General features: G+C 66.3%; 34 protein-coding genes and 1 pseudogene. 26 read left to right on the plus strand and 9 right to left on the minus strand.

The window, feature by feature from the left end; translation table 11 throughout:
• Positions 1–37 precede the first annotated feature (37 nt).
• Positions 38–931 carry a Bug family tripartite tricarboxylate transporter substrate binding protein gene (locus tag CN538_RS04620; RefSeq protein ID WP_106418702.1) on the minus strand — a complete coding sequence of 298 codons (894 nt, stop codon included), beginning with the start codon at positions 929–931 and terminating at the stop codon, positions 38–40.
• A gap of 389 nt (positions 932–1,320) precedes the next feature.
• Positions 1,321–1,995 (minus strand): GntR family transcriptional regulator, encoded by a 675-nt coding sequence (locus CN538_RS04625; RefSeq protein WP_164999511.1) that lies wholly within the window; start codon positions 1,993–1,995, stop codon positions 1,321–1,323.
• A gap of 1,068 nt (positions 1,996–3,063) precedes the next feature.
• On the opposite strand from CN538_RS04625, the gene CN538_RS04630 reads away from it, so the two are divergent.
• From CN538_RS04630 to speA, 3 genes and pseudogenes are all read left to right on the plus strand, one after another.
• On the plus strand, positions 3,064–3,396 hold the full coding sequence (locus CN538_RS04630) for a DUF2782 domain-containing protein (protein WP_207233642.1): 333 nt from the start codon (positions 3,064–3,066) through the stop codon (positions 3,394–3,396).
• A gap of 155 nt (positions 3,397–3,551) precedes the next feature.
• Positions 3,552–4,499, plus strand: a complete 948-nt coding sequence (locus CN538_RS04635; RefSeq protein ID WP_106418704.1) for a homoserine kinase — start codon at positions 3,552–3,554, stop codon at positions 4,497–4,499.
• 208 nt (positions 4,500–4,707) lie between these two features.
• Positions 4,708–6,616, plus strand: a pseudogene (gene speA / locus CN538_RS04640) (biosynthetic arginine decarboxylase).
• 128 nt (positions 6,617–6,744) lie between these two features.
• Here the strand turns inward: speA and CN538_RS25950 are convergent.
• The 3 genes from CN538_RS25950 to thpD all read right to left on the minus strand — a co-directional run bounded on the left by CN538_RS25950 (position 6,745) and on the right by thpD (position 8,557).
• Positions 6,745–6,915 carry a fumarylacetoacetate hydrolase family protein gene (locus tag CN538_RS25950; RefSeq protein WP_422917543.1) on the minus strand — a complete coding sequence of 57 codons (171 nt, stop codon included), beginning with the start codon at positions 6,913–6,915 and terminating at the stop codon, positions 6,745–6,747.
• The gene (locus CN538_RS04645) at positions 6,879–7,409 is read right to left on the minus strand and encodes a fumarylacetoacetate hydrolase family protein (RefSeq protein ID WP_422917544.1); all 531 of its coding nucleotides are present in this window, start codon (positions 7,407–7,409) and stop codon (positions 6,879–6,881) included. Before CN538_RS04645 ends, CN538_RS25950 begins: the two co-directional genes overlap by 37 nt.
• A 200-nt stretch (positions 7,410–7,609) precedes the next feature.
• Complete coding sequence (thpD, locus tag CN538_RS04650) at positions 7,610–8,557, minus strand: ectoine hydroxylase (RefSeq protein WP_106418705.1); 948 nt, start codon at positions 8,555–8,557, stop codon at positions 7,610–7,612.
• Between the two features lie 373 nt (positions 8,558–8,930).
• Between thpD and CN538_RS04655 the strand changes: the two genes are divergently transcribed.
• Positions 8,931–9,125: a hypothetical protein gene (locus tag CN538_RS04655; protein ID WP_035472617.1), complete on the plus strand. Its 195-nt coding sequence runs from the start codon at positions 8,931–8,933 to the stop codon at positions 9,123–9,125.
• 88 nt (positions 9,126–9,213) lie between these two features.
• Here the strand turns inward: CN538_RS04655 and CN538_RS04660 are convergent, their stop codons facing one another.
• Positions 9,214–9,519, minus strand: coding sequence for a hypothetical protein (locus CN538_RS04660; protein WP_106418706.1), 306 nt, complete (start codon positions 9,517–9,519; stop codon positions 9,214–9,216).
• Positions 9,520–10,036: 517 nt separating this feature from the next.
• Between CN538_RS04660 and CN538_RS04665 the strand changes: the two genes are divergently transcribed.
• The 14 genes from CN538_RS04665 (at position 10,037) to CN538_RS20225 (ending at position 18,201) form a co-directional block, all read left to right on the plus strand.
• A complete protein-coding gene (locus CN538_RS04665) occupies positions 10,037–10,246 on the plus strand; it encodes a tail protein X (protein ID WP_242495573.1) in 210 nt (69 codons plus the stop codon).
• An 82-nt stretch (positions 10,247–10,328) separates the two neighbouring features.
• Complete coding sequence (locus tag CN538_RS04670; protein WP_106418707.1) at positions 10,329–10,538, plus strand: hypothetical protein; 210 nt, start codon at positions 10,329–10,331, stop codon at positions 10,536–10,538.
• Complete coding sequence (locus CN538_RS04675) at positions 10,535–11,035, plus strand: lysozyme (protein ID WP_106418708.1); 501 nt, start codon at positions 10,535–10,537, stop codon at positions 11,033–11,035. The genes CN538_RS04670 and CN538_RS04675 overlap by 4 nt, the downstream gene beginning before the upstream one ends.
• 2 nt (positions 11,036–11,037) lie before the next feature.
• On the plus strand, positions 11,038–11,400 hold the full coding sequence (locus CN538_RS04680) for a hypothetical protein (RefSeq protein WP_106418709.1): 363 nt from the start codon (positions 11,038–11,040) through the stop codon (positions 11,398–11,400).
• Positions 11,401–11,507: 107 nt separating this feature from the next.
• On the plus strand, positions 11,508–12,002 hold the full coding sequence (locus tag CN538_RS04685; RefSeq protein WP_106418710.1) for a phage tail protein: 495 nt from the start codon (positions 11,508–11,510) through the stop codon (positions 12,000–12,002).
• Between the two features lie 438 nt (positions 12,003–12,440).
• Entirely contained in the window at positions 12,441–13,079 is a 639-nt protein-coding gene (locus CN538_RS04690) for a phage baseplate assembly protein V (RefSeq protein ID WP_106418711.1), read from the plus strand.
• On the plus strand, positions 13,079–13,429 hold the full coding sequence (locus CN538_RS04695) for a GPW/gp25 family protein (protein ID WP_106418712.1): 351 nt from the start codon (positions 13,079–13,081) through the stop codon (positions 13,427–13,429). The genes CN538_RS04690 and CN538_RS04695 overlap by 1 nt, the downstream gene beginning before the upstream one ends.
• Before the next feature lie 3 nt (positions 13,430–13,432).
• The gene (locus CN538_RS22010) at positions 13,433–13,927 is read left to right on the plus strand and encodes a baseplate assembly protein (RefSeq protein WP_242495574.1); all 495 of its coding nucleotides are present in this window, start codon (positions 13,433–13,435) and stop codon (positions 13,925–13,927) included.
• Positions 13,885–14,331 carry a baseplate assembly protein gene (locus tag CN538_RS22015; protein ID WP_242495575.1) on the plus strand — a complete coding sequence of 149 codons (447 nt, stop codon included), beginning with the start codon at positions 13,885–13,887 and terminating at the stop codon, positions 14,329–14,331. Before CN538_RS22010 ends, CN538_RS22015 begins: the two co-directional genes overlap by 43 nt.
• Positions 14,324–14,878 carry a phage tail protein I gene (locus tag CN538_RS04705; RefSeq protein WP_106418713.1) on the plus strand — a complete coding sequence of 185 codons (555 nt, stop codon included), beginning with the start codon at positions 14,324–14,326 and terminating at the stop codon, positions 14,876–14,878. Before CN538_RS22015 ends, CN538_RS04705 begins: the two co-directional genes overlap by 8 nt.
• A gap of 10 nt (positions 14,879–14,888) precedes the next feature.
• Positions 14,889–15,809 (plus strand): hypothetical protein, encoded by a 921-nt coding sequence (locus CN538_RS04710; RefSeq protein WP_106418714.1) that lies wholly within the window; start codon positions 14,889–14,891, stop codon positions 15,807–15,809.
• 380 nt (positions 15,810–16,189) lie between these two features.
• Complete coding sequence (locus tag CN538_RS19770; protein ID WP_129591297.1) at positions 16,190–17,620, plus strand: hypothetical protein; 1,431 nt, start codon at positions 16,190–16,192, stop codon at positions 17,618–17,620.
• Positions 17,621–18,058, plus strand: a complete 438-nt coding sequence (locus CN538_RS04720; RefSeq protein WP_164999512.1) for a hypothetical protein — start codon at positions 17,621–17,623, stop codon at positions 18,056–18,058.
• Positions 18,004–18,201 (plus strand): DUF4376 domain-containing protein, encoded by a 198-nt coding sequence (locus tag CN538_RS20225; protein WP_164999513.1) that lies wholly within the window; start codon positions 18,004–18,006, stop codon positions 18,199–18,201. Before CN538_RS04720 ends, CN538_RS20225 begins: the two co-directional genes overlap by 55 nt.
• Positions 18,202–18,406: 205 nt before the next feature.
• Here CN538_RS20225 and CN538_RS04725 read toward each other — a convergent pair whose 3' ends face one another.
• Both CN538_RS04725 and CN538_RS19775 read right to left on the minus strand, forming a co-directional pair.
• Positions 18,407–18,913 carry a DUF1176 domain-containing protein gene (locus CN538_RS04725; RefSeq protein ID WP_106418717.1) on the minus strand — a complete coding sequence of 169 codons (507 nt, stop codon included), beginning with the start codon at positions 18,911–18,913 and terminating at the stop codon, positions 18,407–18,409.
• A gap of 133 nt (positions 18,914–19,046) precedes the next feature.
• Positions 19,047–19,331 (minus strand): hypothetical protein, encoded by a 285-nt coding sequence (locus CN538_RS19775; protein ID WP_164999514.1) that lies wholly within the window; start codon positions 19,329–19,331, stop codon positions 19,047–19,049.
• A 151-nt stretch (positions 19,332–19,482) separates the two neighbouring features.
• Here CN538_RS19775 and CN538_RS04730 point away from each other — a divergent pair, with 151 nt between their 5' ends.
• The 8 genes from CN538_RS04730 (at position 19,483) to CN538_RS04760 (ending at position 25,784) form a co-directional block, all read left to right on the plus strand.
• The gene (locus CN538_RS04730) at positions 19,483–20,484 is read left to right on the plus strand and encodes a phage tail sheath subtilisin-like domain-containing protein (protein WP_479725162.1); all 1,002 of its coding nucleotides are present in this window, start codon (positions 19,483–19,485) and stop codon (positions 20,482–20,484) included.
• Positions 20,397–20,663: a phage tail sheath C-terminal domain-containing protein gene (locus CN538_RS26660; protein ID WP_479725163.1), complete on the plus strand. Its 267-nt coding sequence runs from the start codon at positions 20,397–20,399 to the stop codon at positions 20,661–20,663. Before CN538_RS04730 ends, CN538_RS26660 begins: the two co-directional genes overlap by 88 nt.
• Before the next feature lie 40 nt (positions 20,664–20,703).
• Positions 20,704–21,216 (plus strand): phage major tail tube protein, encoded by a 513-nt coding sequence (locus CN538_RS04735; protein ID WP_106418718.1) that lies wholly within the window; start codon positions 20,704–20,706, stop codon positions 21,214–21,216.
• A 103-nt stretch (positions 21,217–21,319) separates the two neighbouring features.
• Entirely contained in the window at positions 21,320–21,667 is a 348-nt protein-coding gene (locus CN538_RS04740) for a phage tail assembly protein (RefSeq protein WP_106418719.1), read from the plus strand.
• A 50-nt stretch (positions 21,668–21,717) separates the two neighbouring features.
• A complete protein-coding gene (locus CN538_RS25955; protein ID WP_106418720.1) occupies positions 21,718–21,882 on the plus strand; it encodes a GpE family phage tail protein in 165 nt (54 codons plus the stop codon).
• Positions 21,836–24,283: a phage tail tape measure protein gene (locus tag CN538_RS04750; protein ID WP_106418721.1), complete on the plus strand. Its 2,448-nt coding sequence runs from the start codon at positions 21,836–21,838 to the stop codon at positions 24,281–24,283. Before CN538_RS25955 ends, CN538_RS04750 begins: the two co-directional genes overlap by 47 nt.
• A gap of 29 nt (positions 24,284–24,312) precedes the next feature.
• Positions 24,313–24,756, plus strand: a complete 444-nt coding sequence (locus CN538_RS04755) for a phage tail protein (protein ID WP_106418722.1) — start codon at positions 24,313–24,315, stop codon at positions 24,754–24,756.
• Positions 24,753–25,784 (plus strand): contractile injection system protein, VgrG/Pvc8 family, encoded by a 1,032-nt coding sequence (locus CN538_RS04760; RefSeq protein WP_106418723.1) that lies wholly within the window; start codon positions 24,753–24,755, stop codon positions 25,782–25,784. The genes CN538_RS04755 and CN538_RS04760 overlap by 4 nt, the downstream gene beginning before the upstream one ends.
• 45 nt (positions 25,785–25,829) lie before the next feature.
• Here CN538_RS04760 and CN538_RS04765 read toward each other — a convergent pair whose 3' ends face one another.
• Complete coding sequence (locus tag CN538_RS04765; protein WP_106418724.1) at positions 25,830–26,282, minus strand: trypco2 family protein; 453 nt, start codon at positions 26,280–26,282, stop codon at positions 25,830–25,832.
• Positions 26,283–26,417: the final 135 nt, after the last annotated feature.

The raw sequence follows: 26,417 nt of genomic DNA on the forward strand, positions 1-26,417 counted from the left end.
CCAGCCTTGTACATCCGGCGGATCTGGCTGTGTCCCGTCAGCGGCGTCCCTCGATACTGGTTTCGTCGAGTCCGATGCCTTTCAGGTAGTTCTGGTAGCGGTCGCTCTCCATTCCCTTGAGCATCGCCTTTTCCAGAATTTCCTGGCGAGCCTTGGGCGTACTCTTCAGCACCACGTAGCCACGGACGGTGGAGAACGAGATATCCAGACCTTTTTCGCTAAGCGTTGGTACGTCCGGTAGCGCCTTCATACGATCGTCGGCCATGACGGCAAGAGGACGGAAATCGCCGGCGGCGATCTGATCCCGAGTTTCGGAAATATTGAGCCCCGCTGCGTCGATGTCGCCCCGGGATAGAGCGGCGGCGAATTCGGCGCCACTATCGAAGGGCACGAAAGAGACCTTCATCCCTGCCGCCTTGGCGAAGCTCATGGCGGCAATGTGATCGACTCCTCCGATCTGGGTACCACCCCACTTGATCACGCCGGCCCTCCCCGCCTCGATGAGATCGTGAATGGACTTGTACCGGCTGTCTCCGCGAACCATGACGATGATCGGATCATCGGTAGCGCGCGCCAGGCCCTGGATATCGTCGATATCGAGTTGCGAATTCCCGCGCAGCATGGTGAAGAGGTGCGTGGGCGTGATCGCCATGACCGTATAGCCATCGGCGGGCTTGCTCTTGACGTAACTCATGGCAACCGAGCCGCCACCGCCTTTCTTGTTCTGGACGTAGACGTTGGTACCCAGTTGCGCTTGGGTCGCCAATGCCACGATTCTCGCCGTGGTGTCGGTTCCGCCCCCCGGAGAGGTGTGAACGACGATCTCGATCGGCTCGGAAGGGAAGTCGTCGGCTCCCGACGTAGCGCTAAACGCGAGAGCGGCTGTGGCCAGACTTGTCATTAACAAGCCTGACTTCATCCAGTGGCGCATCGTTATTCTCCCGTTATGTACTTGTTAGGCATCGCTCATCGAACTACTGTAAACTGTTAACAGTTTACGATAGACAGACTATTCGACCGTTCGGCCCTTCTGTACTAGACAATGGTCTAGCCAGGGGGATTAGGGTCGTAGTCGAGAGGAGGGAGTCGGGCTGGGAGCATTCGCCGTGTCAGCGACAGCGCCAAGCACGCCGAAACTCGAGACATGAGGCAGTCGCGCAGATATGGACCTGTGGCAACGCGGAGGCGACATCGACGATCGCCACCAGGGAACGTTCGGATTGAATGGCGGTAAGCTAGCCAAGCGGCCTGCAGGAAAAGCGGTTAGCGCGAAAAGCCAATTGAAGACGCGGCGGCGACAGGAACCAAGGGGATAGCAGCTTATGACTCCTCGAGGGTGCCAACCATTCGCTGCCAGCCGCAAATGACATGCTGGCGCAAGGCTTCGGCCGCCTCGGAGGCATTGCGTCGGCGTAAAGCTTCGACGATTTTCACATGTTCCTCGTTCGAGGCCCTGAGGTTGCCATGCTGCAAGAGCCCGCGACGCCGGAAGAGATGCAACTGCTTGACGATATCACCGTAATAACGTTCCAGCGCCGGATTATCGGCGTTGGCCACCATCGTGTTATGGAATTCCAGATTGAGGTTGTAGTACGTGCTCAGGTCGTCTTCCTCGACGGCCCTCGCCATACGTTCGACCAGGCGCTGCAACTCGTCGAGCATCTCATCGCTCGCCCGTTCGACAAGCAGCTCACCTACTAATGCCGTCAATGCCCGCCTCACCTCGTAGAGAGCACGAGCCTCTTCAAGACTCATCTCACGAACATAGGCCCCTTGATTGGCCACGTTACGAATCAAACCGGCGCTTTCGAGCCCACGACAGGCCTCTCGAATCGGGCCCCGACTAATATTGAAGCGTGCCGCGAGTGCACTCTCGTTGATGCGGTCACCCGAAGATAGCTCGCCGGAGATGATCATGTTCTCGATCGCCTCACGGACGATCGATGTCAGCGTGCTCGATCGGCGCTGACCAATCTGATCCATGGTGGTATCCAAGGCTATTCCCTCATCTGTGGCGTGGCACGCCGAAGTGTAAACTGTCGACGATATCCAGTCCATCGACGTCGAATCTCATTGACAGTGCCAGCATTCGAGCTCTCTGGCTCTTCCCTCGGCACCATTGGAGCCACCCCGCCGTGGATATCCGCCGTTCCGCAAGATCGATCAACGTCGCCCATACACTGCTCGGATGGAAAACATCCCGTCCAGTTGCAACTGGGTTCATGATCATAGTTCGCAGAGAGCAGCGTCTTCAGGCCAGTAAGCAAGTCATCACCAGAATGACGCTTATCGGGCCGCTTTTTTTGGGTCCAACCTTATCGCATGGCACGGGCTTGACCGAGGTCGCGTTCGCTTACCTAGTGCCTACGTGCCCCCCGAGGGATGGCCTCCGCCTGGATGGCGATTGCGACCGGTTGTTTCAGCGAGCACGCGTGCAACTACACACGATGCGTCACTTCGCCCACCCACTGCTGCACCGTCGATCGCCCTGAATTGCATGGCGGTCCCGTATCCACTTATACATGAAGAATTTTAAACTGGATCAAAAAGACATGTATCGTTACTTTGTTGACGCCAACGAAAAAAGCCACCCTAAGGTGATTTTTTAGCGATACCTAAACCAATGAAACCAATAGTTTTTTGGTGCCGGCAAGTGGACTCGAACCACCGACCTACGCATTACGAATGCAAGCGAAGCTCCCCATACCATGCAACCTACAGCCATAAAGCCCAGCAACGGCGGGCTTATAGCGCCAACCCGACAAGTCGATGATGGTCACTTTTTGGCGCACCGACTGTACCAATAATGCACCACGTAGAGAGCGATGGGAGCATCTGCCATGAGCTGGGGCATCCGTGACTGGCTTTCGATGGCCTCATGATACGCAAGGCGCCGCTCGGCGTCAGGGCGCGCCGCCGGCAATCGGGAATCCCCACCCGTGCCGGTGGTCGAAGCAGATGCGAAGAGCCGCGATCCAGCGCTAGACTGGGCCGCGCAGGCACCTGCTGCCTCTAGTGAGACTTTCGCCACCCGGGGCAGCCGCGCTATCGGAGGTTATTGCCATGCCCAAGACGACATTGCACACGCTGCTTCAGGCGCTGCGCCACCCGCTGCCGGGCACGCTGCTGGCCGCCATGCTGGTCGCGACCGCGCTGGCCACGACCGCGCTGACATCCACGGCGCTGGCGCAGAACACGCCGACGCCCCAGATCACCACCCACAGTGACGCCCAGCAGACGGTCTCGGAGTATCGGCTCAACGGCAAGCTCTACGCCATTCGCGTGGTGCCCAAGTCGGGACAGGCCTATTTCCTCTACGACGCCGACGGCGACGGCAACTACCAGCGCCGCGATGCCGATAGCGTGCCGGTGCCCGAGTGGGTGCAGCGCGAGTGACACGTGCAAGGCGCAGCCGCGTCGCGGCGACGTAAATAAGGCGGCGACAGGAATGAAGGCGTCGACGTAAACCAAGGCAGCGACGCACACGAGGTAGGAGCGCGCCGGCGCAACCGCTACAATGCGCGGTTTCCGCTCCCAGATCCGATATTGCCATGGCCGTATTCACTCCCCTCGACGATGCTCAGGTCGCTGACTTTCTCAAGCGCTACACCGTCGGCGACTTTGTCGCGCTGAAAGGCGTCCCCCAGGGCACCGAGAACAGCACCTTCTTCGTGACCACCGACCAGGGCGAGTGGGTGCTGACACTGTTCGAGCAGGGGGAGTTCGAGGATCTACCGTTCTTCGTCGATCTGCTCGACTATCTGGATGCCCAGGGCCTGCCAGTACCGGGGCCGGTCCACGACCGGCAAGGGGTCGCTCTGCAGCGCCTCGCCGGCCGTCCAGCGCTGCTGTTTCCGCGCATGCCCGGCAGCCACCCCAGCGCGCCCAACCTGGCCCAGTGTGCCGCGCTCGGCGATGCCCTGGGGCGCATGCATCAGGTGTCACAGCGCTTCACCGGCCAGCGCGACAATCCACGCAATCTGGCCTGGCTGGAACGCCGCCATCGCGAAGTGCTACCTCACCTCGATAGCCGCGATCAGGCGCTGATGCGCGAGGAGATCGCCGCCTACGCTGCGGCCTTCGCTGACGCCGACCTGCCGCGCGGCGCCATCCATGGCGATCTGTTCCGCGACAACACCCTCTACGACGGTGACCGCCTCGGCGGCATCATCGATTTCTACAACGGCTGCACCGGCGAGCTGCTGTTCGATCTGGCGATCGTGATCAACGACTGGACCAGCGACGCCACGGGCGAGATCGACCACGCGCGTTACGACGCCATTCTCAGCGCCTATCTGGCTCACCGCCCGCTGAGCGATGCCGAGCGCGCGCTGTGGCCGCTGATGCTGCGCATGACCGCACTGCGCTACTGGCTGTCGCGCCTGCTGGTGATCCACGTCGACCCGCCCGCGCACGACATCACCCCCCACGACCCGGCCCGCTTCCGCACCCTGCTGACGCGACGGCTCGAGGGTGAGGTCCCGCCGTTGCCGGCGTGAGCGCCGGGCGCTTTTCGACTAGGCTAGTGTGGCGCAGTACCCGCGGCCCCGGCTGTGACGCGGCGCCGAATCCGCGCGGCCGCGCCGTGGCTTTTTTCCTGAAATTCATGGTTCCCGACACAGTGCAACGGCATAATGCGCGCCATCGCCGCCCGGCGCGCTAGCTGTCTTGCGCCGGGATTTCACCGCCGGTCCACCGGAGAGCGTCATGCCGAATCCTTCTCCCGCCGCACAGGCCCGCCGCACCTACAATATCGATCAGTGGGGCAGCGGCTACTTCGACGTCGACGATCAGGGCCGTACGCTGGTCAGGCCGCTGGGCAGCGAAGTGCCCGGCCCCAGCATGGTGCTCGATACCCTGGTCGACAAGCTGCGCGATGCCGGCCTGCGCCTGCCGGTGCTGGTGCGTTTCATCCGACATCCTGCACGACCGGGTCGAGCAGCTGTGCATGGCCTTCGATCAGGCGATGCAGGAAGAGCGCTACCAGGGCGGCTATACCGCGGTCTATCCGATCAAGGTCAACCAGCAGCGCCGCGTGGTCGAGGAGATCCTGGCCACCCAGGAGCGCGGTCACGGCCGCGTCGGTCTGGAAGCCGGCAGCAAGCCGGAGCTGATGGCGGTGCTGGCACTCTCCGGTGACGGCCCTTCGGTGATCATCTGCAACGGCTACAAGGATCGCGAGTACATCCGCCTCGCGCTGATGGGCGAGAAGCTCGGCCATAAGGTCTACCTGGTGGTAGAGAAGTACTCCGAGCTGAGCCTGATCCTGGAGGAGGCGGAGAAGCTCCAGGTGCGTCCGCGGATCGGCGTGCGTGCGCGCCTCTCCTCGGTGGGCAAGGGCAAGTGGCAGGATACCGGCGGCGAGAAGTCGAAGTTCGGTCTCACCGCGACCCAGATCCTGACCATCACCGAGCGCCTGCGCGACGCCGGTGCCCTCGACAGCCTGCAGCTGGTGCACTTCCACCTGGGCTCGCAGATCGCCAATATCCGCGACATCCAGCGCGGCCTGCGCGAGTGCGCGCGCTTCTACCACAGCCTGCGCGAACTCGGTGCGCCGATCGATACCGTCGACGTCGGCGGCGGTCTGGGCGTAGATTACGAAGGTACTCGCTCGCGCAGTTTCTGTTCGATCAACTACTCCATGCGCGAGTACGCCAGCAACGTGGTGTGGGCCTTCAGCCAGATCTGCAACACACATGAGCTGCCGCACCCGCAGATCATTTCCGAGTCCGGCCGCGCCCTGACCGCCCACCATGCGGTGCTGGTGACCAACGTCATCGGCGAGGAGCGCATGGGCCACATCGAACCGGAGCGCCGGGTCGGAGAGGACCCGCACGTCGACGAGCTGTGGCGGGTCTATGACCGGCTCGAGGGCATGCGCGAGCCGCGCGATCTGGTCGAGGCGTACCACGACGTGGTGCAGGCAGTGGGCGAGCTGCAGGATCGCTTCGTCATGGGGCTGGCCGATATCCAGGCCCGCGCCGAGGGCGAGTCGGTCTACTTCGCGGCCTGCCAGCGCCTGCGCGACCGTCTCGACGGCCGCAACCGCGCCCATCGCGATATCGCCGACGAGCTGGCCGAGAAGCTCGCCGACAAGCTGTTCGTCAACTTCTCGCTGTTCCAGTCGCTGCCGGACGTCTGGGGGATCGACCAGGTCTTCCCGGTGCTGCCGCTGACCGGGCTCGACCATACGCCGACCCGGCGCGGCGTGATCCAGGACATCACCTGCGACTCCGACGGGCGGATCGATCTCTACGTCGACGGCCAGGGGCTCGAGAGCACCCTGCCGCTGCCCGAGTGGGACGATGACGACGACAAGCTGCTGGGGCTATTCCTGGTCGGCGCCTACCAGGAGATCCTGGGCGATCTGCACAACCTGTTCGGCGATACCGACTCGGTCGATGTGGCGCTGGACGACAACGGGGAGTGGCGCCTCTCCCACGTGCAGCAGGGCGATACCGTGGCCGCGGTGCTGGGCTACGTCAACTTCGACGCCGAGGCGCTCAAGCAGCAGCTCACCGAGCAGTTGATCGCCAGCCCGCTGAGTGTCGAAGAGCGCGAGCAGTTCGTCGAAGAACTCTCCGCCGGCCTGAGCGGCTACACCTATCTGGAATGAGTCACCGCCGCCAGCCTTATCCCAGATGCAAAAAACCGCGACCCCGTCGCGGTTTTTTTATGCCCGGCAGTTTGTCGGGCCCGGCGGCTCTTGCATCTGTTGTCAGTGCGCCGGCACCGTCATGCGCCTCAGCGGGTGCGCGTGCCGACATCCAACCCCAGCGACAGCGACAGACCGAGAACCGCTTCCCGCGGCAGCTTGCCGACGCCAGCGGGGGTCCCGGTCAGCACCACGTCACCGGGCTCGAGGGTGAAGGTGCGGGTCATCTCTTCGAGCAGCGCGGGCACCGAGAACAGCATGTCGCTAAGCTTGCCGCTCTGCTGCTGCGCTGGCCGTTGATATCCAGATGGAAATAGACGCTGGCCCAGTCGGTATCGGTATCCACCGGCACAAAGCGCGACAGCGGGCAAGCGCCGTCGAATGCTTTGGCGCGCTCCCACGGGTGGCCTTTTTCCTTGAGCGCCGACTGCACGTCGCGCAGGGTGAGGTCCAGCGCCAGGCCGGCTCCGGCGATCCCGGCGAGCGCTTCCGCCGCACTCGCTTCGCTCAAGCGCTCACCGATCAGCAGCGCCAGTTCGGTTTCGAAGTGCACCTCGCCATGGGTGAACTGCTGGGAGATAGGCGATTCGAGTTCCACCGCGCTGGTCGCCGGCTTCATGAACAGCAGGGGTGAACTGGGAACCGGATTATTGAGCTCGGCGGCGTGCTCGGCGTAATTGCGCCCCACGCACAGAATCTTGCCCAGTGGATACCCGGTCTCGCTGCCGTCGACGAAGCGCGTGGTGAAAGCCATGCTCTACTCCCCTGCCAGTGGTGGAACCGCAAGAAATGCGCCGAAGGCAACACGAAAAGCCGCCGTCAACGCAGACTCGACGAGTCTAGCGCCAACGGCGGCCAATGGCATCACGCCTGCCGGCGAGCCTGGCTCTCTATACTCTCTAAAGAGCAGAGCCAGATACTCTCTAAAGAGCAGAGCCAGGCCGCGGCGCATCGTCAGTGGGTCGCGCCCTGGGGCGTCCACACCTCATCCGGCGCATGGGCCAGAAAGGCCGGACGTGGCTGCTTGGCCCCGAACGGGCGCACGCAGGCATTGTCACGGCGGTTGAAGACAAAGAAGGCGTTGCTGCGCGGGTCCGGCGACATATTGGCGTTGGAGCCGTGCAGGGTGTTGCAGTCGAACAGCAGCAGCCCGCCGGCAGCGCCGGTCGGCGCCTGAATGCCGTTGGCTTCGATCAGCTCGCGCAGGGCGTCCTGACTCGGGACCCCGAACTCCTGCTGCTTGAGCGAGCGCTTATGGTTCTCGTCCGGCGTCTCACCCAGGCAGTGCACAAAGACCTTGTGCGAGCCCGGCACCAGCATCAACGGGCCATTGAAGTGATGATTGTCGGTGAGCACGATCGAGGCGCTGACGGCGTGCATCTCGGGCATGCCGTCCTCGGCGTGCCAGGTCTCGAAGTCCGAGTGCCAGTTGAAGCCCTTGCCGTGGAAACCAGGCTTGTAGTTGATCCGCGACTGATGCACGTAGACGTCGCCGCCCACGATCTGGCGTGCCCGCCCGGTCAGGCGCGGGTCCGCCGCCAGCTGCGCGAAGCGCTGCGACAGGAAATGCACCGCGAACAGTGAACGGATCTCCTGGCTGTCCGGCTCGGTGATGGCAAAATCGCGGTCGCGAAAATCATCCCGCGCCAGCAGCCCGGCAAGCTCCTCGCACAGCGCCGAGACTTCATTGTGTCCCAGGAAGTTGGGCTCGAACAGGAAGCCATCGCGCTCGAAGGCGTCCAACTGGGTGGCGTCGAGTGGCCCGTCCAGATGGCGGCCCTTGACGACTGCCTCCTGACGCTCGCGCCAGAGCGCTTCCTGCGACCGGCGCAAACGTGTCGGATAGCGATCCTGCTTCGTCCACGTGTCCTGCTTACGGGGGGATGCGGTCTGTACTGACATCCAATCACCTCCAAGTTTGTGATCAGGTTTCAGATCCAGTCCTCGGCAGTAGTGCCGATAGGTGGGTCGAGTGGAGTTTCCTCATCTGACATCAAAAGGGTCTCTAGCCTAGAAAAGTCGGCCAGAATTGCAACTGCCTGCCCGGGTCAGCCCCGAGCCGCTGGCAGCACTGCGCTTCTGCGACCGTTTCGGCCAGGCCACCGTGGCAGGCCCACCCTAGGCCCGCGATAACGTAAAGCAAGAAAATGACAGCATCGTGCCCCGCGATCTGACGCAGGAATCAATAGATAGGGGCGGGGTCGTGCCAGGCGTCATCAAGCTTTCATCCGGGGCAGACACACTCCGCCCTGCCGTTTTCCGGGGAAGGTAAGCCATGATCTGCGTCACACTCGATATGCAGTGCTCGCTGTGCGGCAGCGACCGATTCCACCTGCCGACGCAGCCCGGGGAGAGCCCCCATGTGCGCTGCGCCAACTGTACCGCCGTGAAGTGCCAGACGCTGGCGCTGGAGTCGACCTTGATGGCGTCTCGCCGCGAGCAGACGCCGCCGCGTCATCGCGCAGCATGACAAATCTTTCAGCGTGCCAAGGGGCCGGCTATCACCGCACGTCTCCGGCAAGACTCATGACCTGACAGCCTGCGGCGACAGCGAGCTGCTACGGCACCGAATCACTCGACGGCGCCGCCGCTTCGCGTCTGGGTGACGTCACCTCCTCCCCACCGGGATTGCTGTGCTCGGAAGCGCTATCTTTCGACATCTCTTCAGCCCCGAGAGCGCGATAGGGTCGCATCGGCCGCGTCGTAGGCTGGTCATAGAAGACATGAAAGGGCTCCGCGATCAGCGGCTCGGGCGGACGTGGCACGTCCCCATAGCGGCAGCGGAACGCGGCACAGTCGGCGGCCAGCGCGACTGCACTCTGCCCCAAACAGCCAAGTACCAAGAGCACGGCAAACGTCTTCATCCCACCTCCTGATTCACGCTCATCGCCCACCTAGACGCGAGCGAGTATAAGCGCGTCAGCCCTCTCACGAAGGACGATAAACCTGCGACTCGGCGACCGATCTCCCTCCCACACCGCCCCGCCACGGACCGATGTCTCGCGTAGATGCGGCGAGACCTACTGATTACAAGACAACGCCACTATCGTTATAAAACAACGAGTTGGCCTCTGCTGGACTACGCATACCCCGTCGCTGTCGCGCGCTGGCGCGAGGAGTGAGGGGGAAGTGTTCGTCATCTTTCCGGCCCGCCTGGCGCGCTGTTCCGCCTTCCGAGTTCACGCTCTGGCGCGCGCTCTGCCATCCGCGTGGCACGCCGCTTCTGCTTGCCTGGGTTGTCGCCGGGCGGTGGACGTTCGCGCTGGATTGAGGCCGGCGGGCGGGCGTCGCACTCTCGGGGGATCGTGAGGTGCCGGGGTGCCCGCGCCGCTCATCGGCGCGGGGCCCGGGCGAGTCGAGTGCCAATCCGGGGGTGTGCGCGTGCCGCGAACCGTGTCGAGTCTTCAGGGCGATACCGTCGATCGCCTGTGCCAGCGCCACTACGGGCGTACCGATCTGGTGGTGCAGGTGCTGGCGCACAATCCCGGGCTGTGCGCCCTGGGCCCGCGGCTGCCGAGCGCCACGCCGGTGGTGCTGCCGGATATCGCCTCGCCGTCACCCACGCCGCGGGTGATTGAGCTGTGGCGCTGAGCCCGGCCCGATCAACGCTTCTTTCATCCCGTCGCGGGCCGGTGTGAGCGTCACACCGGCCCGCGTCGACGCAGGAATCGGCATGGCCCATCAGTCGAATATCACCACCGAGGCGATCAAGACCACGCCACCTGCGCTGGTCTCGCTGCTGCATGCCGGCGGCATGACGCCGTCGGATTGGGTCACCGTCCTGACCCTCGCGTATCTGGCGCTGCAGATCGGGCTGATCGTGCCCAAGTATCTCGGCAACCTGCGCGAGTGGTGGGCGCGTATCCGGCGGAGGCGTCCATGAACCACTGGAAACGCTGGCTCGGCGGCGCCGGTATCGGCGGCGCCTGCGGCCTGGCGCTGTCGCTCTCGATCAACGTGGTGAAGCACTACGAGGGCACCGAGCTGCAGGCATATCCCGACCCTGTCGGCATTCCGACGATCTGCACCGGGCATACCGGAGCCGAGGTGGCGCTGGGGCAGACGCTGACCCCGGCGGATTGCGAGGCGCTGCTGGCCGGCGACCTGGGCGCGGCGTTCGACGCCATCGACCGCTATGTCGCACCCGAGATCAACGCCACCCTGCCGCCGACCCGCCGGGCGGCGCTGGCCTCGTTCATCTTCAACGTCGGCGAGGGGGCGTTTCGCGACTCGACCCTGCTGGCCAGGCTGAACGCCGGCGACACGCGCGCCGCCTGCGACGAGCTTGCGCGCTGGGTCTATGCCGGTGGCCGCAGGCTGCCGGGGCTGGTCAAGCGCCGCGCAGCGGAGCGCGAGCTGTGCCTGGCGGGGCTGGAGTGACGGTGCGCACGATCGCCATGCTCGCCGTGCTGGCGATCGCCGCCGGCGGTGGCTGGTTCAGCCGCGGCTGGTTCGAGGATGCCCAGCGTCTCACCGCGCTCGAAGCCGCCCGGGCGGCAACCAGCCAAGCGCTGGCGCGGGAGTCCGTCATCGCCGGGGTGGTCGAGGCGCGGCTTGCCACCCTCGACGCCCATCAACGGGTCATCGACCGGGGAGTGATTCGTGAGATTCAGAAGCCGATCTATCGCCGCGTCTGCCTTGAGCCTGACGCTGTGCGCCTGCTCAACGCTGCCGCCGCCGGCCGCGCCCCCGATCCAACAGACACTGCTGAGCCGCTGCCCGACGACGCTGCCGCCGCTGAGTGACGGCAGCGGGGCCAGCGTGGTGTTGACGCTGCGCGACTGGGCGGCGCAGTACCACGCCTGCGCGATTCGACATAACGGTCTGGTGACCACTCTGAAGGAGACCCGACATGCACCTGCTGAACGCCCTGATTGAACACCTGCGGCGCACCGTACCGGCGCTGCAGGGGATGCCGAACCGGCTTTCGGCCCAGGTGGATGAGGGGCGGCTCCGGTTCGCCGCGGGGGCGTCGCTCTCCCACGGCTACGCGGTGACCGCGCAGCTAACGCTGCACGCCTACGACGACACCCTGGATGCGGTGATGCTGCCGCTGCTGGCGTGGCTGGCGCGCTATCAGCCGGAGCTGGGGCCGGAACCGGGGCTGCGCTTCTCCTGGCTCTTCGCCGGGGAGATGCCCGCCGATCTGCGCCTGTGGGTGCCGCTCGAGGAGCGCGTGGTGGCGACCCATGACTGCGACAGCGGCGAGATCACCCTCGACCACCGCCAGCCCGCCTTCGCGCATGAGACCTGCCCCGCCGAGCACTGGCAGCTGCTGGTGCGCGACGAGAGCGCGGGTGAGGAGGGGTATCGGTTAGTGGCCGAGTGGGATGGCCCGCTGGCCTAGGCAATGTCTGAAAAGTACTGCGCTCGCCCATACGGCGTTAAAAATTGGCTGGAGCGCCAGCCCGGTCAGGATGCTCATTTACACCCTGTAAACTCCGCTCCCTCGCCAATTTTCGCCTTAGCTACGCGCCCCGGTCTGACCTTCGCTCGTCGACTTTTCAGACATTGCCTGACGCCCGGCTTCGGGGGCGATAAAAAGCCTAACGCCCGGCTCTGGGGGCGATAAACGGCACACGCTCGGCTTCGGGAGCGATAAAAAGCCTAACGCCCGGCTTCGGGGGCGATAAACGGCACACGCCCGTCCCCGGGGGCGATAAAAAGCACACGCCCGGCTTCGGGGGCGATAACAGTCGAACCCCCGCCGACAACGCCCGCGGCTCGCCAGCCCGCCCCGCGCCACGGACCATGAGCGCATGCCGTCTCCCGCCACCGGTGCGCCATGAATCCCGTTGAACTTGCCCGTCTGCTCCACAATCTGATCCGCGTCGGCCGTGTCGCCGCGATCGACCACGCCGCGGTGCGTGTGCGCATCCAGAGCGGTGCGCTGCTCACCGACTGGCTGCCGTGGCTGACCGCCCGCGCCGGCCACACCCGCAGCTGGAATCCGCCCACCCTGGGCGAGCAGGTGCTGCTGCTCGCCCCCGGCGGCGAGCTGCGCGGCGCCCTGGTGCTGCCGGCGCTGAACTCGGATGCCGTGCCGGCGCCGAGCCACGACGCCAATCTGACCCAGCTCGAGATGCCCGATGGCGCGGTGATCGCCTACGACCACGCCGCCAGCCATCTGAGCGCCACCCTGCCCGGCTCCGCCAGTCTCGATGCCCAGGGCGCGGTGAGTGTCACCACCGCTGCCGCCCTCACCGCCACCGCCGCCGCCGGCGCGACGCTCAATGCCGACACCGTGATCAACGGCAATCTGACCTTGAACGGTAACTTCAGCCAGCCCAGCGGCCAGACCGCGACGATGGCTGGCGACGTCCGCTTCACCGGCGCGGTGACCAGCAACGGCCGCGACATCAGCGCGAGCCACACCCACGGCGGCGTGAAGCGCGGCGGCGACCAGACGGATGGGGTGAACTGATGGCCGGCATGGATCGCACCAGCGGCACGGCGCTGGAGGGCGTCGCGCATATCCGCCAATCCGTCACCGACATCCTCACCACGCCCCTCGGCTCGCGCGTCATGCGCCGGGACTACGGCTCGCTGCTGCCGGAGCTGATCGACCAGCCACTGGATGGCGCCACCGCCCTGCGCGCCTATGCCGCCTGCGTGGTGGCGCTGATGCGCTGGGAGCCGCGCATTCGGGTGACCCAGATCCAGCGCCACGTCTCCGCTGAGCGGCCGGGGCGGCTGACGCTCAGCGTGCAGGCCGAGCGGATCGACGACGGCGCCGACCTCACCTTCGACATCCCCCTGGGACAGGAGACCTAAACCATGGCCGGAGGCTTCACCGCCGTCGATCTCTCGCGGCTGCCCGCGCCGGATATCGTCGAGCCACTCGACTTCGAGACGATCTTCGCCGCCCTGCTCGCCGATCTGCGCGCGCGGGCCCCGGCATTCGATGTCAGCGTCGAGTCCGACCCCGCCTACAAGATCCTGCAGGCCGCCGCCTATCGCGAGCTGCTGCTGCGTCAGCGGATCAACGAAGCCGCCCAGGGGGTGATGCTCGCCTACGCCCGCGGCGCCGATCTCGACCACCTCGGCGCGCTCTTCGGCGTCGCCCGCCAGACCCTGGACGCCGGCGACCCCGCGGCCGTGCCGCCGGTGCCGGCGACCCTGGAGACGGATGCCGACCTGCGCAGGCGCATCCAGCTCTCGCTGGAGGGCTTCTCCACCGCCGGCCCGAGGGCGCCTACGTCTTCCATGCGCTCTCCGCCGACGGCCAGGTGCTGGATGCCAGCGCCACCAGCCCGGCGCCGGGGGAGGTAGTGGTCACCGTGCTCGCCCGCGACGGCGACGGCAGCGCCCCGGCAGCCCTGCTCGCCCACGTCGATGCCACCCTCTCGGCGGAGGACGTTCGCCCGCTCACCGACCATGTCAGCGTGCGCAGCGCCGAGATCGTCGACTACCGCATCGACGCCACCCTCTACTTCTACGCCGGCCCCGACCGCGAAGTGGTGATGCGCGAAGCGCGCGCCGCCGCCGCCATCTATGCCGAGCAGCAGCACCGCCTGGGGCTCGATGTCACCCTCTCCGGGCTCTACGCCGCGCTGCATCAGCCCGGGGTGCAGCGGGTCGAGCTGGCCGAGCCCGCGGCGAGCCTGGTGATCGACCGCACCCAGGCGACCCACTGCACCGAGATCGCGCTGCGTGACGGAGGTCTCGATGAGTGAGCCGCGCCCCCGCGCCAGCCTGCTGCCGCCCAACTCAAGCCCCCTGGAGCACGCCCTGGAGACCACCGCCGCCGGCGCCAGCGAGCTGCCGGTGCCGCTGCGCGCGCTGTGGAACCCGGACACCTGCCCCGCCGAGCTGCTGCCGTGGCTCGCCTGGGCGCTCTCGCTGGATGCCTGGCAGCCCTACTGGCCGGAACGCATCAAGCGCCAGCGCATCCGCGACGCGATCGAGATCCAGCGCCGCAAGGGCACCGCCAAGAGCGTGCGCGACGTGGTCCGCTCCTTCGGCGCCAGCCTCGCCCTGCGCGAGTGGTGGCAGAAGGCCGAGCCGGGCCCGCCGCACACCTTCGACGTGGTGATGACCCTGGGCGCCGAGGTGCCCCGCAGCGCCGCGTTCCAGCAGGACATCGTCGACGAGATCACCCGCACCAAGCCGGTCCGCGCGCACTTCACCTTCACCGCCGGGCTCAGCGCCACAGGCGGTGTCGGCGTCGCCGGCGGCGCCCGCGCCTTCGTCTACCGCCGCCTGGCGGCCACCGCCCACTAGAGGACCCCCGATGGCCATCGTCTTCACCATCACCGATGCCGGCCGCGCCGCGCTGGTCGACGCCGACCACGACGGCACCACGGCCCTGACCCTCAGCGAAATCGGCTTCGGCCGCGGCCGCTATACCCCCAGCGCCGACCAGACCGCCCTGCGCGAACCGATCAAGCGCCTGGCCAGCATGGCCGGCCAGGCGGTCGCCGCCGACACCCTGCACGTCAGCGTGCAGGACGAGAGCAGCGACACCTACGCCGTCGGCGAGATCGGCCTGTTCACCGACACCGGCGTGCTCTTCGCGGTCTATTCGCAAAGCGAGTGGATCATCGAGAAGGCCGCCCCCTCGACCCTGCTGCTGGCCACCGACCTGGTGGTCGAAGCCCTCGACGTCTCCGCGATCACCTTCGGTGACGCCGCCTTTCTCAACCCGCCGGCCACCACCGAGGTCGCCGGGGTGCTCGAGCTCGCCACCCAGGCCGAGGTCGACGCCGGCAGCGACGCCCGCCGCGGCGTCGTCCCGCGCACCCTCAAGGCGTTCATCGACAAGGTGCTCGCCGCCTACGCCACGCTGAAGCAACTCAACGACCATGCCGCCAGCCGCAACCACCCGGCGGCCACCACCAACGCCCAGGGCATGGTCGAGCTCGCCACCTACGCCGAAACCAAGGAGGGCAGCGACAACGCCCGCGCGGTGACGCCGGCGGGCCTCAACGCGCGCACCGCGACGACGACCACCGCCGGCCTGGTGGAGAAAGCGACCGACGCCGAGGCCAAGGCCGGTGCGGCCGGCGTCTATCCCGATGCGGCGGGGGTCATCGCAGCGATTCAGCATATGGCGTTGGCAGCAATCAAGCCATCGCGCTCACTGATTTTCGCGAGGCGCCGCGGTTCAGCGGGTTTATCGAAGGCCTGGGCTCCAAACACATCGGGCCGATGAACGGGTATTGGCCGGCCGTATTGCTAAGGCGATACGGATCAGATCGCCGCGCAATCATTCAGCCCACTGATATCAGTCTGACCTACATGGGCGCGACCGGAGATACCTGGTCGAGTGTCCGTACCGTCTGGGATGACGGCAATTTCGACCCTTCGAGCAAGCTGGGCCGAAACGAAAAGGCTGTCGACGCAGACAAGCTGGACGGTCGGAATCTAGAGCTGAATTCGACGCCGTATTCCGTCGTTCAGCGAGACAATAGCGGGACGTGAGAACTCGCTGTTGCGTTCCGAGTACACATCACTGAATACCGGCTCGGGTAATTTGCGCTATTTCGGACGTCGAGAGGTATCGGGAATAGCGCCGAGGGGGCCGACAACTTCTTGCGCCCGACCGAGGCGGGCGAAGTACGCAATGTCATGGCGTCACTAGGACTAGCCCGTAGAGACCAGACTGAAACTTTCAGCCAATCCATCGGCGTCGGCGGTTCAGCGCCGAGTGGCAGCAAGTCATTCAATAACGGTAAAGCCATTGCGATCGGGGACGACGACTCGGGTATTCGCAGTGGCGGTGATGGCACCATTGAGGTGTGGGCGAACGACCGAAAAGTGTGGACCTCCACCAACACCCACTCCACCTCTGACGTCGATGTCACGCTCAACAAGAGCCGACCTTGGCTGACGCTCGACTCGCCGAATAGTGGCGACAACGCGCTCTCCCAAGGTGCGGGGCTATCGATTGGCGAAAGCGGCCAGCGCGGCGACGCGGCACTCCATCTCACCTACGTCGGTAATGGCAATGGCTATATCGGCATGGGTGCCGTGGGGGATGACGGCATTCCCGCCAACGCCGCGATGCGCCTTTACTACCGCTCCAAGGACGTGCATTTCAATGGTCGGCTGTATGGCGATGGCAGCCAACTGGATTCGGTCAACGCAGCCCGCCTGGGGAGCTTAGCGCCGGCATCATGGCTGCGCAGCGATGCCAACGACACGATGACGGCAACGTTGGACGTCAAGGGGCAACTGACGGCCTACAGCCAGGGCGTTACTGCAGGCGACTCAAAGGTGAAATTTGGGCGCAGCAGCGCTCAGTTCGTTGGATTCACCGGCGATGCTGTCGGCAACATCATTCACAGCGAATGCGCCGAGAATAACCCCAAGAACCTCAGGCTGGTAGTCAGCGCCGGGGATGGCAGTTCGACAAGCTACGAGTTTAATAGGACTAGCGGGCATATAAGAACCAGCTCAAATGAAATCGCATTAGGAAAGAACGATGGTGACAAGCTGCTGATTTCGAGCGGACATCACCTTTATTTCCAAGTCGGTGATGATACGGTATTTCGCGTTCTCTCGAGCGGCCGCTTGGACATTGCTAAAGGCGGTATCGACGCCTCACTGCTGGATGGCAAGGCAGCGATTGATATCTCAGGCAGTGCCGCCAATGCCGACAAGCTCGATGGACAGCATGGCAGCTACTATCGCAACGCCTCCAACCTCAACGCGGGCACGCTGCCGACAGCGCGGCTGGGCACCGGTAGCAGCGATACAAACTGGGCACTGCAAAGAATGGCAAGTGCCCCCAAGCTGGCGATCGGTACCTATGCCTTTTTGATGCGTAAAGGCGAAGGCATACATACCGGCCAGACTTATAGCGGCTCCAACCTAATCACCGCCGCAGTCGTCATCTTGAGTGATGGGCGCCCTGCTATCACCGAGGGACAACAGGTTTCCGGCACCTGGTTGTCATGTGGTGGTGGTGCGACTCTTTCCGGCTCTGCGAGAGGTGCCTCGCTTTTCTTGAGGATTGCTTGAATGACCTACAAATATCGGAATGTTCTGAAAAATCAAGACGGCACCTTCGACTGCGAGATCGAGCACCCCGAGCTGGGCTGGATCCCGTTCACCGCCTCACCGGACGATGCCGAACCCCTGGGCCGCGAAATCCACGCCGCGATCCTCGCCAGCGGAGAAGAGATTCCCGACCGGATCGAGCCCATCTCCACGCTCGCCAACCGCCAGCGCGCGATGATCGAATCGGCCCTGGCCGCCGCCCTGCGCGCGGGCATGCCCTACACCCTGCCCGATGGCAGCGAGGATGTGATCCAGACCCGCCCGGAGGAGGACGAAGCCAACCTGCTGGGGCTGGCGATCGAGGCCCGCGACCGCCGCGCCGCCGCGGCGACACCGACGCCAGCATGGCGCTGCGGGCGCAGTCGAACACCGTCTATTCGCTCACCCCGGCGCAGATGATCGCGCTCACCGACGCCGCTAAGGCGTTCAAGCAGGGGTTGCTGGCCCACTCCTGGCAGTTGAAGGACGCCATCGCCGACGCCGAGGCCGCCGGCGACCGCGAGGCGATCGAGGCGGTGGGGTGGGGGGAGGCCGCGACCTAGGTTCTTTACGAAAATTCAGCGAGCGAAGGCAAGACAAGGCAAAAATCGGCGAAAACGCGGAGTTTACGGGGTGTAAATGAGCATGTGACTCGCTCCGCTCACCCTCCGGGCCGTCCTACGGACGTTCTGAACGTTGTTCAGTGAGCCGATTTTTAACGCCGTATTGCCGAGCGCAGGTAGTTTTCGTACAGAGATTAGCTCGGCGTCACTTCGCCTCGAAGACCACCGGATACCGCGTCTGCCCGCTCTCGCAGTTCGGCTGGGCGCGGTACTCGGTCAACTGGAAGTCGCTGCCCTGCCACACCCAGGTGCGCTCGCCGCCGCAGCCACCGGCGCCGCGATCCTTGTAGCGGTCGTGCAGGGTGCCGCGCTGCGCATCGAACTCGGGGTCGAACAGCGTCCGCGTGCCGGTCCAGCTCCCGTCCCGCCACAGCGCGAACAGCAGCGCACGGGGCGTCCCACCGTCCGGGGCGAACACCGCCTCGTAACCCGTCTGATAGGCGCCGATGGTGCAGGGCACCAGCCACACCTCTCCCGGTAACCACCCCTTCACGCTGGCGTGGCGAGGCGCGAGGCCGGTGGTTGCATCGCTGATCACGCAGGCATCGCTCACCTCGGCCTTCACCGCCGCCGGCATCTCACTGTTCGCCAGGGCTGCCATCGGCAACGCGCCCAGCGCCAGCACCCCGGCCATCATCATGCTGCGCCACATATCGCACCTCGGCTAGATTGGGTCATCAGGAAGGCGGGGAGATCCCGCGCCCCGCTGGTATAGACGAGTCTCGATCGGAGCGCCATGGATAGCCTCTGCCCATGTGAGAGATGGAGCACTTTAAGTTCAAAACTCACTCATCTGGTATGCGATTTTCTGGATTGCTTAGACTTTCAGACAACTCCGCGTCACTACATGTATAGCTTCTTGCTTGACCCCTCTCTTTGAAGACAGTGAAGTCCACTCGACCATCTCGGAATCTCACTGCCACACCGGGCAAACTCGGCAACGGCAGCTGAGCATCAAACTCATCGAAATTACGAATGGCTTCGGCATCAGACTCACTGACGATTAAATTGATCATGGCCCCTGGACCATGCCCAGGATCAAAAAACTTGATGATAACCACCTGACCCATTCCTCGTTCCCTCTTGAATTGGGAGACACCACGGGCAGCGCCAAATAATAGCTGTCCTTATAGATTCTACACCGCCACCCGCTCGCCCCAGACGACCATCCCCCACACCATGAGCCCCTGACAGCCCCGTTACCCTGATCAGGACCCCCTCATGGCACTCGACCAATACCATCACGGCGTGCGCGTCTCGGAAGTCAACGACGGCACCCGCACCCTGCGCACGATCTCCACCGCGGTGATCGGCATCGTCGCCACCGCCGCCGACGCCGATGCGACCGCCTTCCCCCTCGACCGCCCGGCGCTGGTCACCGATATCGCCACCGCCATCGGCCAGGCCGGCAGCAGCGGTACCTTGAAAGGTGCCCTCAGCGCCATCGCCGAACAGGCGCGGCCGATCGTGGTCGTGGTGCGCGTTGCCGAAGGCGCAGATGCCACCGAAACCAGCGCCAACGTGATCGGCACCACCACCGACAGCGGCCAGCGCACCGGCCTGCAGGCGCTGATGACCGCCAAGCAGAAGCTCGGCGTGACCCCGCGCCTGATCGGCTGCCCGGAACTCGATACCCCGGAAGTGACCACCGCCCTGGTGCCGGTGCTGCAGGCGCTGCGCGCCTTCGGCTACGCCTACGCCCACGACTGCGAGACGCTGACCGACGCCACCGCCTACCGCGACCAGTTCGGCGCCCGCGAGCTGATGCTGATCTGGCCGCGCTTCGAGGCGTTCGATGCCGATACCGCCGCCACTGCTCCGCGCAGCCCGGTGGCCGTGGCGCTGGGCCTGCGCGCCAAGCTCGACCAGGAGATCGGCTGGCACAAGACGCTCTCCAACGTGGTCGTCAACGGCGTCACCGGGATCGACCGCGACGTCTTCTGGGATCTGCAGTCCGCCGCCACCGATGCCGGCCTGCTCAACGCCGCCGATGTCACCACCCTGGTCAACCAGGGCGGCTTCCGCTTCTGGGGCTCACGCACCTGCGCCGGTCCGCAGTCGCTGTTCCCGTTCGAGAACTACACCCGCACCGCCCAGATCCTCGCCGACACATCGCCGAGGCGCATCTGTGGGCGGTGGACAAGCCGCTGCACGCCTCGCTGGCCCGCGACATCATCGAAGGCATCAACGCCAAGTTCGCCGAGCTCAAGGCGCTGGGGCTGATCATCGATGGCCGCGCCTGGCTCAACGAATCGCTCAACACCCGCGAGAGCCTCAAGGCCGGCAAGCTGCGCATCGATTACGACACCCCGGTGCCGCCGCTCGAGGATCTCGGCTTCCAGCAGCGCATCACCGACACCTATCTCGCCGATTTCGCCAGCCGCGTCGCGGCCAGCGCCTGAGCGCCGGTTCGGCCCCGAGACCCCTGAGGAGCATTGATCGATGGCACTTCCCAAGAAACTCAAAGCGCTGAACCTGTTCGGCAACGGCGACAACTACCAGGGCCAGATCCAGTCCGTCACCCTGCCCACGCTCACGCGCAAGATCGAAGAGTGGCGCGGCGGCGGCATGGACGGCAGCGTCGGCATCGACATGGGCATGGATGGCCTGATGACCTGCCAGTGGACGGTGGGCGGCCTGGTCGAGTCGATCTTCGACAACTTCGGCGCCTCGCGCCTCGACGCCGACCTGCTGCGCATGACCGGCAGCTACGAGCGTGACGACACCGACGAAGTGGTCGCGGTGGAGGTGGTGATGCGCGGCCGCCATACCGAGATCGATTTCGGCGACGCCCAGGATGGCGAGAACACCGAGCACAAGATCACCAGCACCCTGAGCTACTACAAGCTGGTGATCGGCGGGGTGACCAAGATCGAGATCGACCTGCCCAACTACGTGTTCAAGGTCAACGGCGACGACCGCCTGGCCCGCCGCCGCCAGGCGCTGGGTATCTAAGCCGCGCCCCCGTCAGCGGTGGCCTCCCCGCCGCTGACGTCGCCCGCGCGCCGCGTCACCCCGATCACCCACGGTCACCCACGATCACCACCGAGAGACACCCATGAGCCAAGCCCAGAACGCTGATACCGCCGCCAAGACGGCCGCTGACAAGACTGCCGCCGACGGCACCCGCGTCACCATCGCCCTGGACACGCCGATCGTGCGCGGCGAGCAGCGCATCGACGAGATCGTGCTGCGCAAGCCGAGCGCCGGCGAGCTGCGCGGGGTCAACCTGGCCGACGTGCTGCAGATGCAGACCGACGCCCTGATCAAGCTGATCCCGCGGCTCTCCCAGCCCAGCCTGACCGAGCACGAAGCGCGCCAGATGGACCCGGCCGACCTGGTCCAGTGCGGCAGCGACATCGCCGGTTTTTTGCTCTCGAAGCGGGCGCGGGGCGAAACCGCCTGACACCCCGCGGCGCCGCCGAGATCGCGCTGCCGGCCCAGGTGGAGGATGCGATGGCCGACCTGGCCATCGTCTTCCACTGGACCCCCACGGACTGCGCAGACTTCAGCCTGCGCGAACTGATGGAATGGCGCGAGCGCGCCCGCCAACGCTCAATGAACGAGGCCCCCCATGGCGCGCAACCTCCCCCTCCCGGCGCTGCTCACCAGCGTCGCTAAGCTCACCGCCCCGCTGACGCGCCTGCGCCGCGAGCAGCCCCGGCTCACCCGCCCGGCGGCCCGTACCGTCGGCGCCGATACCGCCGTCGCTGACCACACCTGGCGGGATAGCGCCCGCCTGCGCGACGCCCTCGATCAGCTGCGCCAGACGATGGTGCGCCAGCAGCGCCTGCTGCCAGCCCCCGCCGCCGCCCCGGTACTGCCGCCGGCGGCGGCCCGGGTCGCCCAGGCCAGACGCGCGCTACCGCCGCCGGCGCCCACGGCAAGCTCCGCGCCGTCTCTCGAGGCGACTACGACGACTACGACAACTGCGGCGACGACCGCGGCGCGTGCTCGCCCGAGACCGCAGCCCGCCGAGCTGCCCAGCGGCGGGCTCGGGTTCGACAGCCTGATCCAGGGCGCCAAGACCCTGCTCGGCCCCGCCCTGGCCTTCCAGCGCGAGCAGCGCCACGTGCGCCGCGCCGGCGGCTTCACCCGGGACGACCCGCGCGCCCAGGCACTGGCCCAGCAGGCCCGCGAGCTCGGCACCCAATCCGGCTTCGGCGCTACCCAGATCGCCGCGGCCCAGGCCGCGCTGCTCGAGCGCCAGGTCAGCCCGGCGGCGATCCAGGCCTCCCTCGGCGAGATGGTGCGGCTCGCCCAGGCCAACGGCCGTGAGCTGGTCGCGAGCGTGATCCGCACCAGCGCGCTGGCCCGCCAGGCCGGGGTCGACCTCGCCGAACAGGGCGCCATGGCCCGCTTCGCCGATGTGCTCAGTGCCAGCAGACGCCGCGCCAGCGGCGCCAATACCGGTGGCCCCGATACCGGCGTAGCCGTGACGGGTGGCGCCCAGATCGGTGGCCCCCATGCCGAACGCCTCAGCGCCGCGCGCCAGGTCAGCGCCCCGGCACGGGCCGCCGGCGTGCCCGCGGTGGCCAACGCCGCACCGAACATCGTCACGCCGGCCGCTGCCCGCGTACCCGATCTCAGCGGCACAAACCTGCGCGCCGCCCGCCGCGAGGTGGACGACCTGAGCGGCGACCTCGACCACCTGCATGCGACCTGGGAAGAGACCAGCATCGCCTTCGCCACCGCCAACGACGGCGCCCTGCGCGACCTGGTCAAGGCCATCACCGCGATCACCCGCGGCATCGCCGGCTGGATCGACGACAACCCCGAACTGACCACCCTGCTGACCCAGTTCCTCGGCGTGCTCGGCGGCATGCTCGCCACCCTTGGCCTGCTCGCCAGCGGCATCGGCGCCGTGCTCGCCCCGCTCACCGCGCTCAGCGGCGTGCTCACCCTGCTCGGGCTCAACCCCGCCAGCCTGACGATCCTCGCCATCGTCGCCGCGGTCGCCGCCCTCGGCGTCGCCGCCTACCAGATCTACCGCCACTGGGGCGCGATCAGCGAGTGGTTCAGCCAGCGCTGGCAGCAGGTCAAGGACGCCTTCGCCGGCGGCATCGGCAGCGTCATGCAGCTGCTCGCCAACTGGTCGCCGCTGGGGCTGATCTATCAGGGCATCGTTGCCACCCTCGACAAGCTCGGTATCGAGGTGCCGGCCAGCATGAGCACCCTCTCGGACGCCATCGTCAACGGCCTCAAGAGCGCCTGGAAAGGCATCACCGAGCTCTGGAACTGGTTCGAGACGGCCCCCGGCCGCGCCATCGACGCGGTCGTCAAACTGGTCACCGACTGGGACCTGATGGGGCAGCTCAAGGAGAAGTGGGACGCCGCCATCGACTATCTGAAGTCGCTGCCCGGCAACCTCTGGGGCAGCGGCAAAGAGATGGCGGGCAAGGCCGCCGATCGCGTCACCTCGCTGGCCAGCGACGCCGGCGACGGCCTGAAATCGCTCAAGGAGAAAGCGAGCGAAGGCGCCCGCGCCGTCGGCGATCGGCTGGCAGCGGGCAAGAACTACGTGGTCGAAGGCGCCAGCAGCCTGGCCCAGAGCGCCCTCCAGAGCTTCAAAGAACGCCTCGGTATCCAGTCGCCCTCCCGCGAGTTCGCCAAGCTCGGCGGGTATACCGTGGACGGCCTGACGCTGGGGATCGAGCGCCAGCGCGACGAGCCCATCCAGCGCATGGTCGCCATCGCCCGCGACGTCGTCCGCGCCGGCGCCGGGCTCACCCTGGCCGCCGCCGCCGTCCCCGCCAGCGCGCAGCCACCGTTCGCGCCCGAACTCGCGCTGCTGGGGCCGACCCCGATCACCCTGGATACCCGCGCCCCGCTCACCGCCGGCGGCCCGCCCCCGGCCAGCGACAACCGCGTCCAGATCGGCGACATCCATATCCACGCCGCCCCCGGCATGGACGAAAACGCCCTGGCACGCCAGGTCGCCCAAGAGGTGCAGCGCGCCCTCGAGCAGGCGCAGCGAGAGCGGGCCGCGTATCAACGTTCATCGATGTGGGATCGGGATTAAGCGGCCCCACCAGATCACAGGAGAGCACCATGCTCATGGCCCTCGGTATGTTCGTCTTTGAAACGCGCTCGGTGCCCTACCAGCAGTTGCAGCGCAATAGCGCCTGGCGCCACGCCGCCCAATCCCGGGTCGGCGCCCGCCCGGCCTATCAATATCTCGGCCCGGGCAGCGACACCTTGACCCTCAGCGGCACCCTGCTGCCGGCGTTCACCGGTGGGCGTCTCGAGCTCGACGCCCTGCGCCAGATGGCAAGCCAAGGCGACGCCTGGCCGCTGATCGAAGGCACCGGGCGCCAGTACGGCCTGTGGGTGATCACCCAGGTGGACGAGACCGCCAGCCAGTTCCACCGCGACGGCGCCGCCGGCAAGCTCGACTTCAGCCTCAGCCTGGAACGGGTCGACGACACCCGCCTCGACCTGCTCGGCAGCCTCACCGCCGAGAGCCTCTCGCGCTTCAGCGGAGCCTACGCATGAGCGCCCCACGCAGCGGCGACCCGCGCCTCGGCCCGCCCGGCCTCGGCACCGCGCGCCCCGACTACCGCCTCAGCCTGGGCGGCGAAGACATCACCCCGCGGGTCAATGGCCGGCTGATCGCCCTTAGCCTCACCCGCCAGCGTGGCGGCGACGCCGACCAGCTCACCCTCACCCTCGCCGACCACGACGGCCGCCTGGCGCTGCCGCCCCACGGCGCCACCCTCGAACTCGCCCTCGGCTGGCACGCCAGCGGCCTGGCCAGCCGCGGCACCTTCATCGTCGACGAAGTCGAACACAGCGGCGCCCCGGACCGTCTCCAGCTGCGCGCCCGCGCCGCCAACCTGCGCCAGCAGCTCCCCGGCAAGCGCTCGCAATCCTGGCACGATCTCACCCTCGCCCAGCTGATCGAGACCCTCGCCGCGCGCCACGACCTCACCCCGGTGGTCGGCGACACCCTCGCCGGCATCCGCCTGGAACATATCGACCAGACCGACGAATCCGACCTCAACTTCCTCACCCGGCTCGGCCAGCGCTTCGACGCCATCGCCACGATCAAGGCCGGCCACCTGCTCTTCACCCGCGCCGGCGAAGGGCTCAGCGCCAGCGGCCTGGCCCTGCCCGGCGTCGTCCTCACCCGCCGCGACGGCGACCGCCACCGCTTCACCCAGAGCGACCGCGACGACCACACCGGGGTGATCGCGCACTGGAACGACACCGCCGGGGCCGAGCGTCAGGCGGTTCAGGTCGGCAGTGAGGCCAAGCCCAAGACCCTGCGCGACACCTACGCCAGCGCCGCCGACGCCCGCCACGCCGCCGAGGCCGAATGGCGCCGTCTGCAGCGCGGCCAGGCCAGTCTCGACCTCACCCTGGCCCACGGCCGCGCCGACCTCAGCCCCGAGACCCCGCTCACCCTGCGCGGCTTCAAGGCCGGGATCGACGAACGCGCCTGGCTGGTCACCCAGACCACCGAAAGCCTCAACGACAACGGCTACCTCACCCAGCTCAGTTGCGAGCTGCGCGGGGGGTGACACGACCAGCCAGACGCCTTCTCTCTCGGCCGGCCCCGACAGCGATCACTTGCCCCTTGCCCGATATTTGGGCCCGGTCGTACGTCTTTTCAGCTCCTCATCCACGGTCTCCAGCACTTTGCGCAGATCCTCCTGGTACTCCTCCAGGGGCGCGTTGCCGCCGTAGGCTGTCATCGCCTCCGTCTGCTTCAAGGCGCCCACCAGTCGCTCTCTGGCGCCTTGCAGCTCCGAGCCCCACGCCGCCCCCTCTCTTGGCCCCCCCGAGGGCCCCACGGGCAACGGCGACAGCCTCAGTCGGACGCGGTGGGTCGCGGTCTCCGACGCCTTCCCGCTGACATCGAACACCACCGCCTTGAACCCGCCCCCTGCCTCACTGGTCATCGCAAAGGCGACCTCCAGCTCGACATCCGTCAGCTCATAGAAGGGATCGTCATCCGATTGCGCGTGTCGCAGCTCCTCTTTCACACTGCCGATAAACTCACCTAACGGTATTTTCATGGCGAAGGCCCCTGGCTGCCGAAGGATGATCGGCGACGTCTCTTAGCATAGGCGCGCCAGGCGGCCATCCCTGACCGTTTTTGTTGCCCCTCGGACACAGGCCGCTACGTGACACCCCGACACGACACCGCGGGC

The sequence above is a fragment of the Salinicola tamaricis genome (assembly GCF_003006155.1).
Lineage (GTDB): Bacteria > Pseudomonadota > Gammaproteobacteria > Pseudomonadales > Halomonadaceae > Salinicola > Salinicola tamaricis.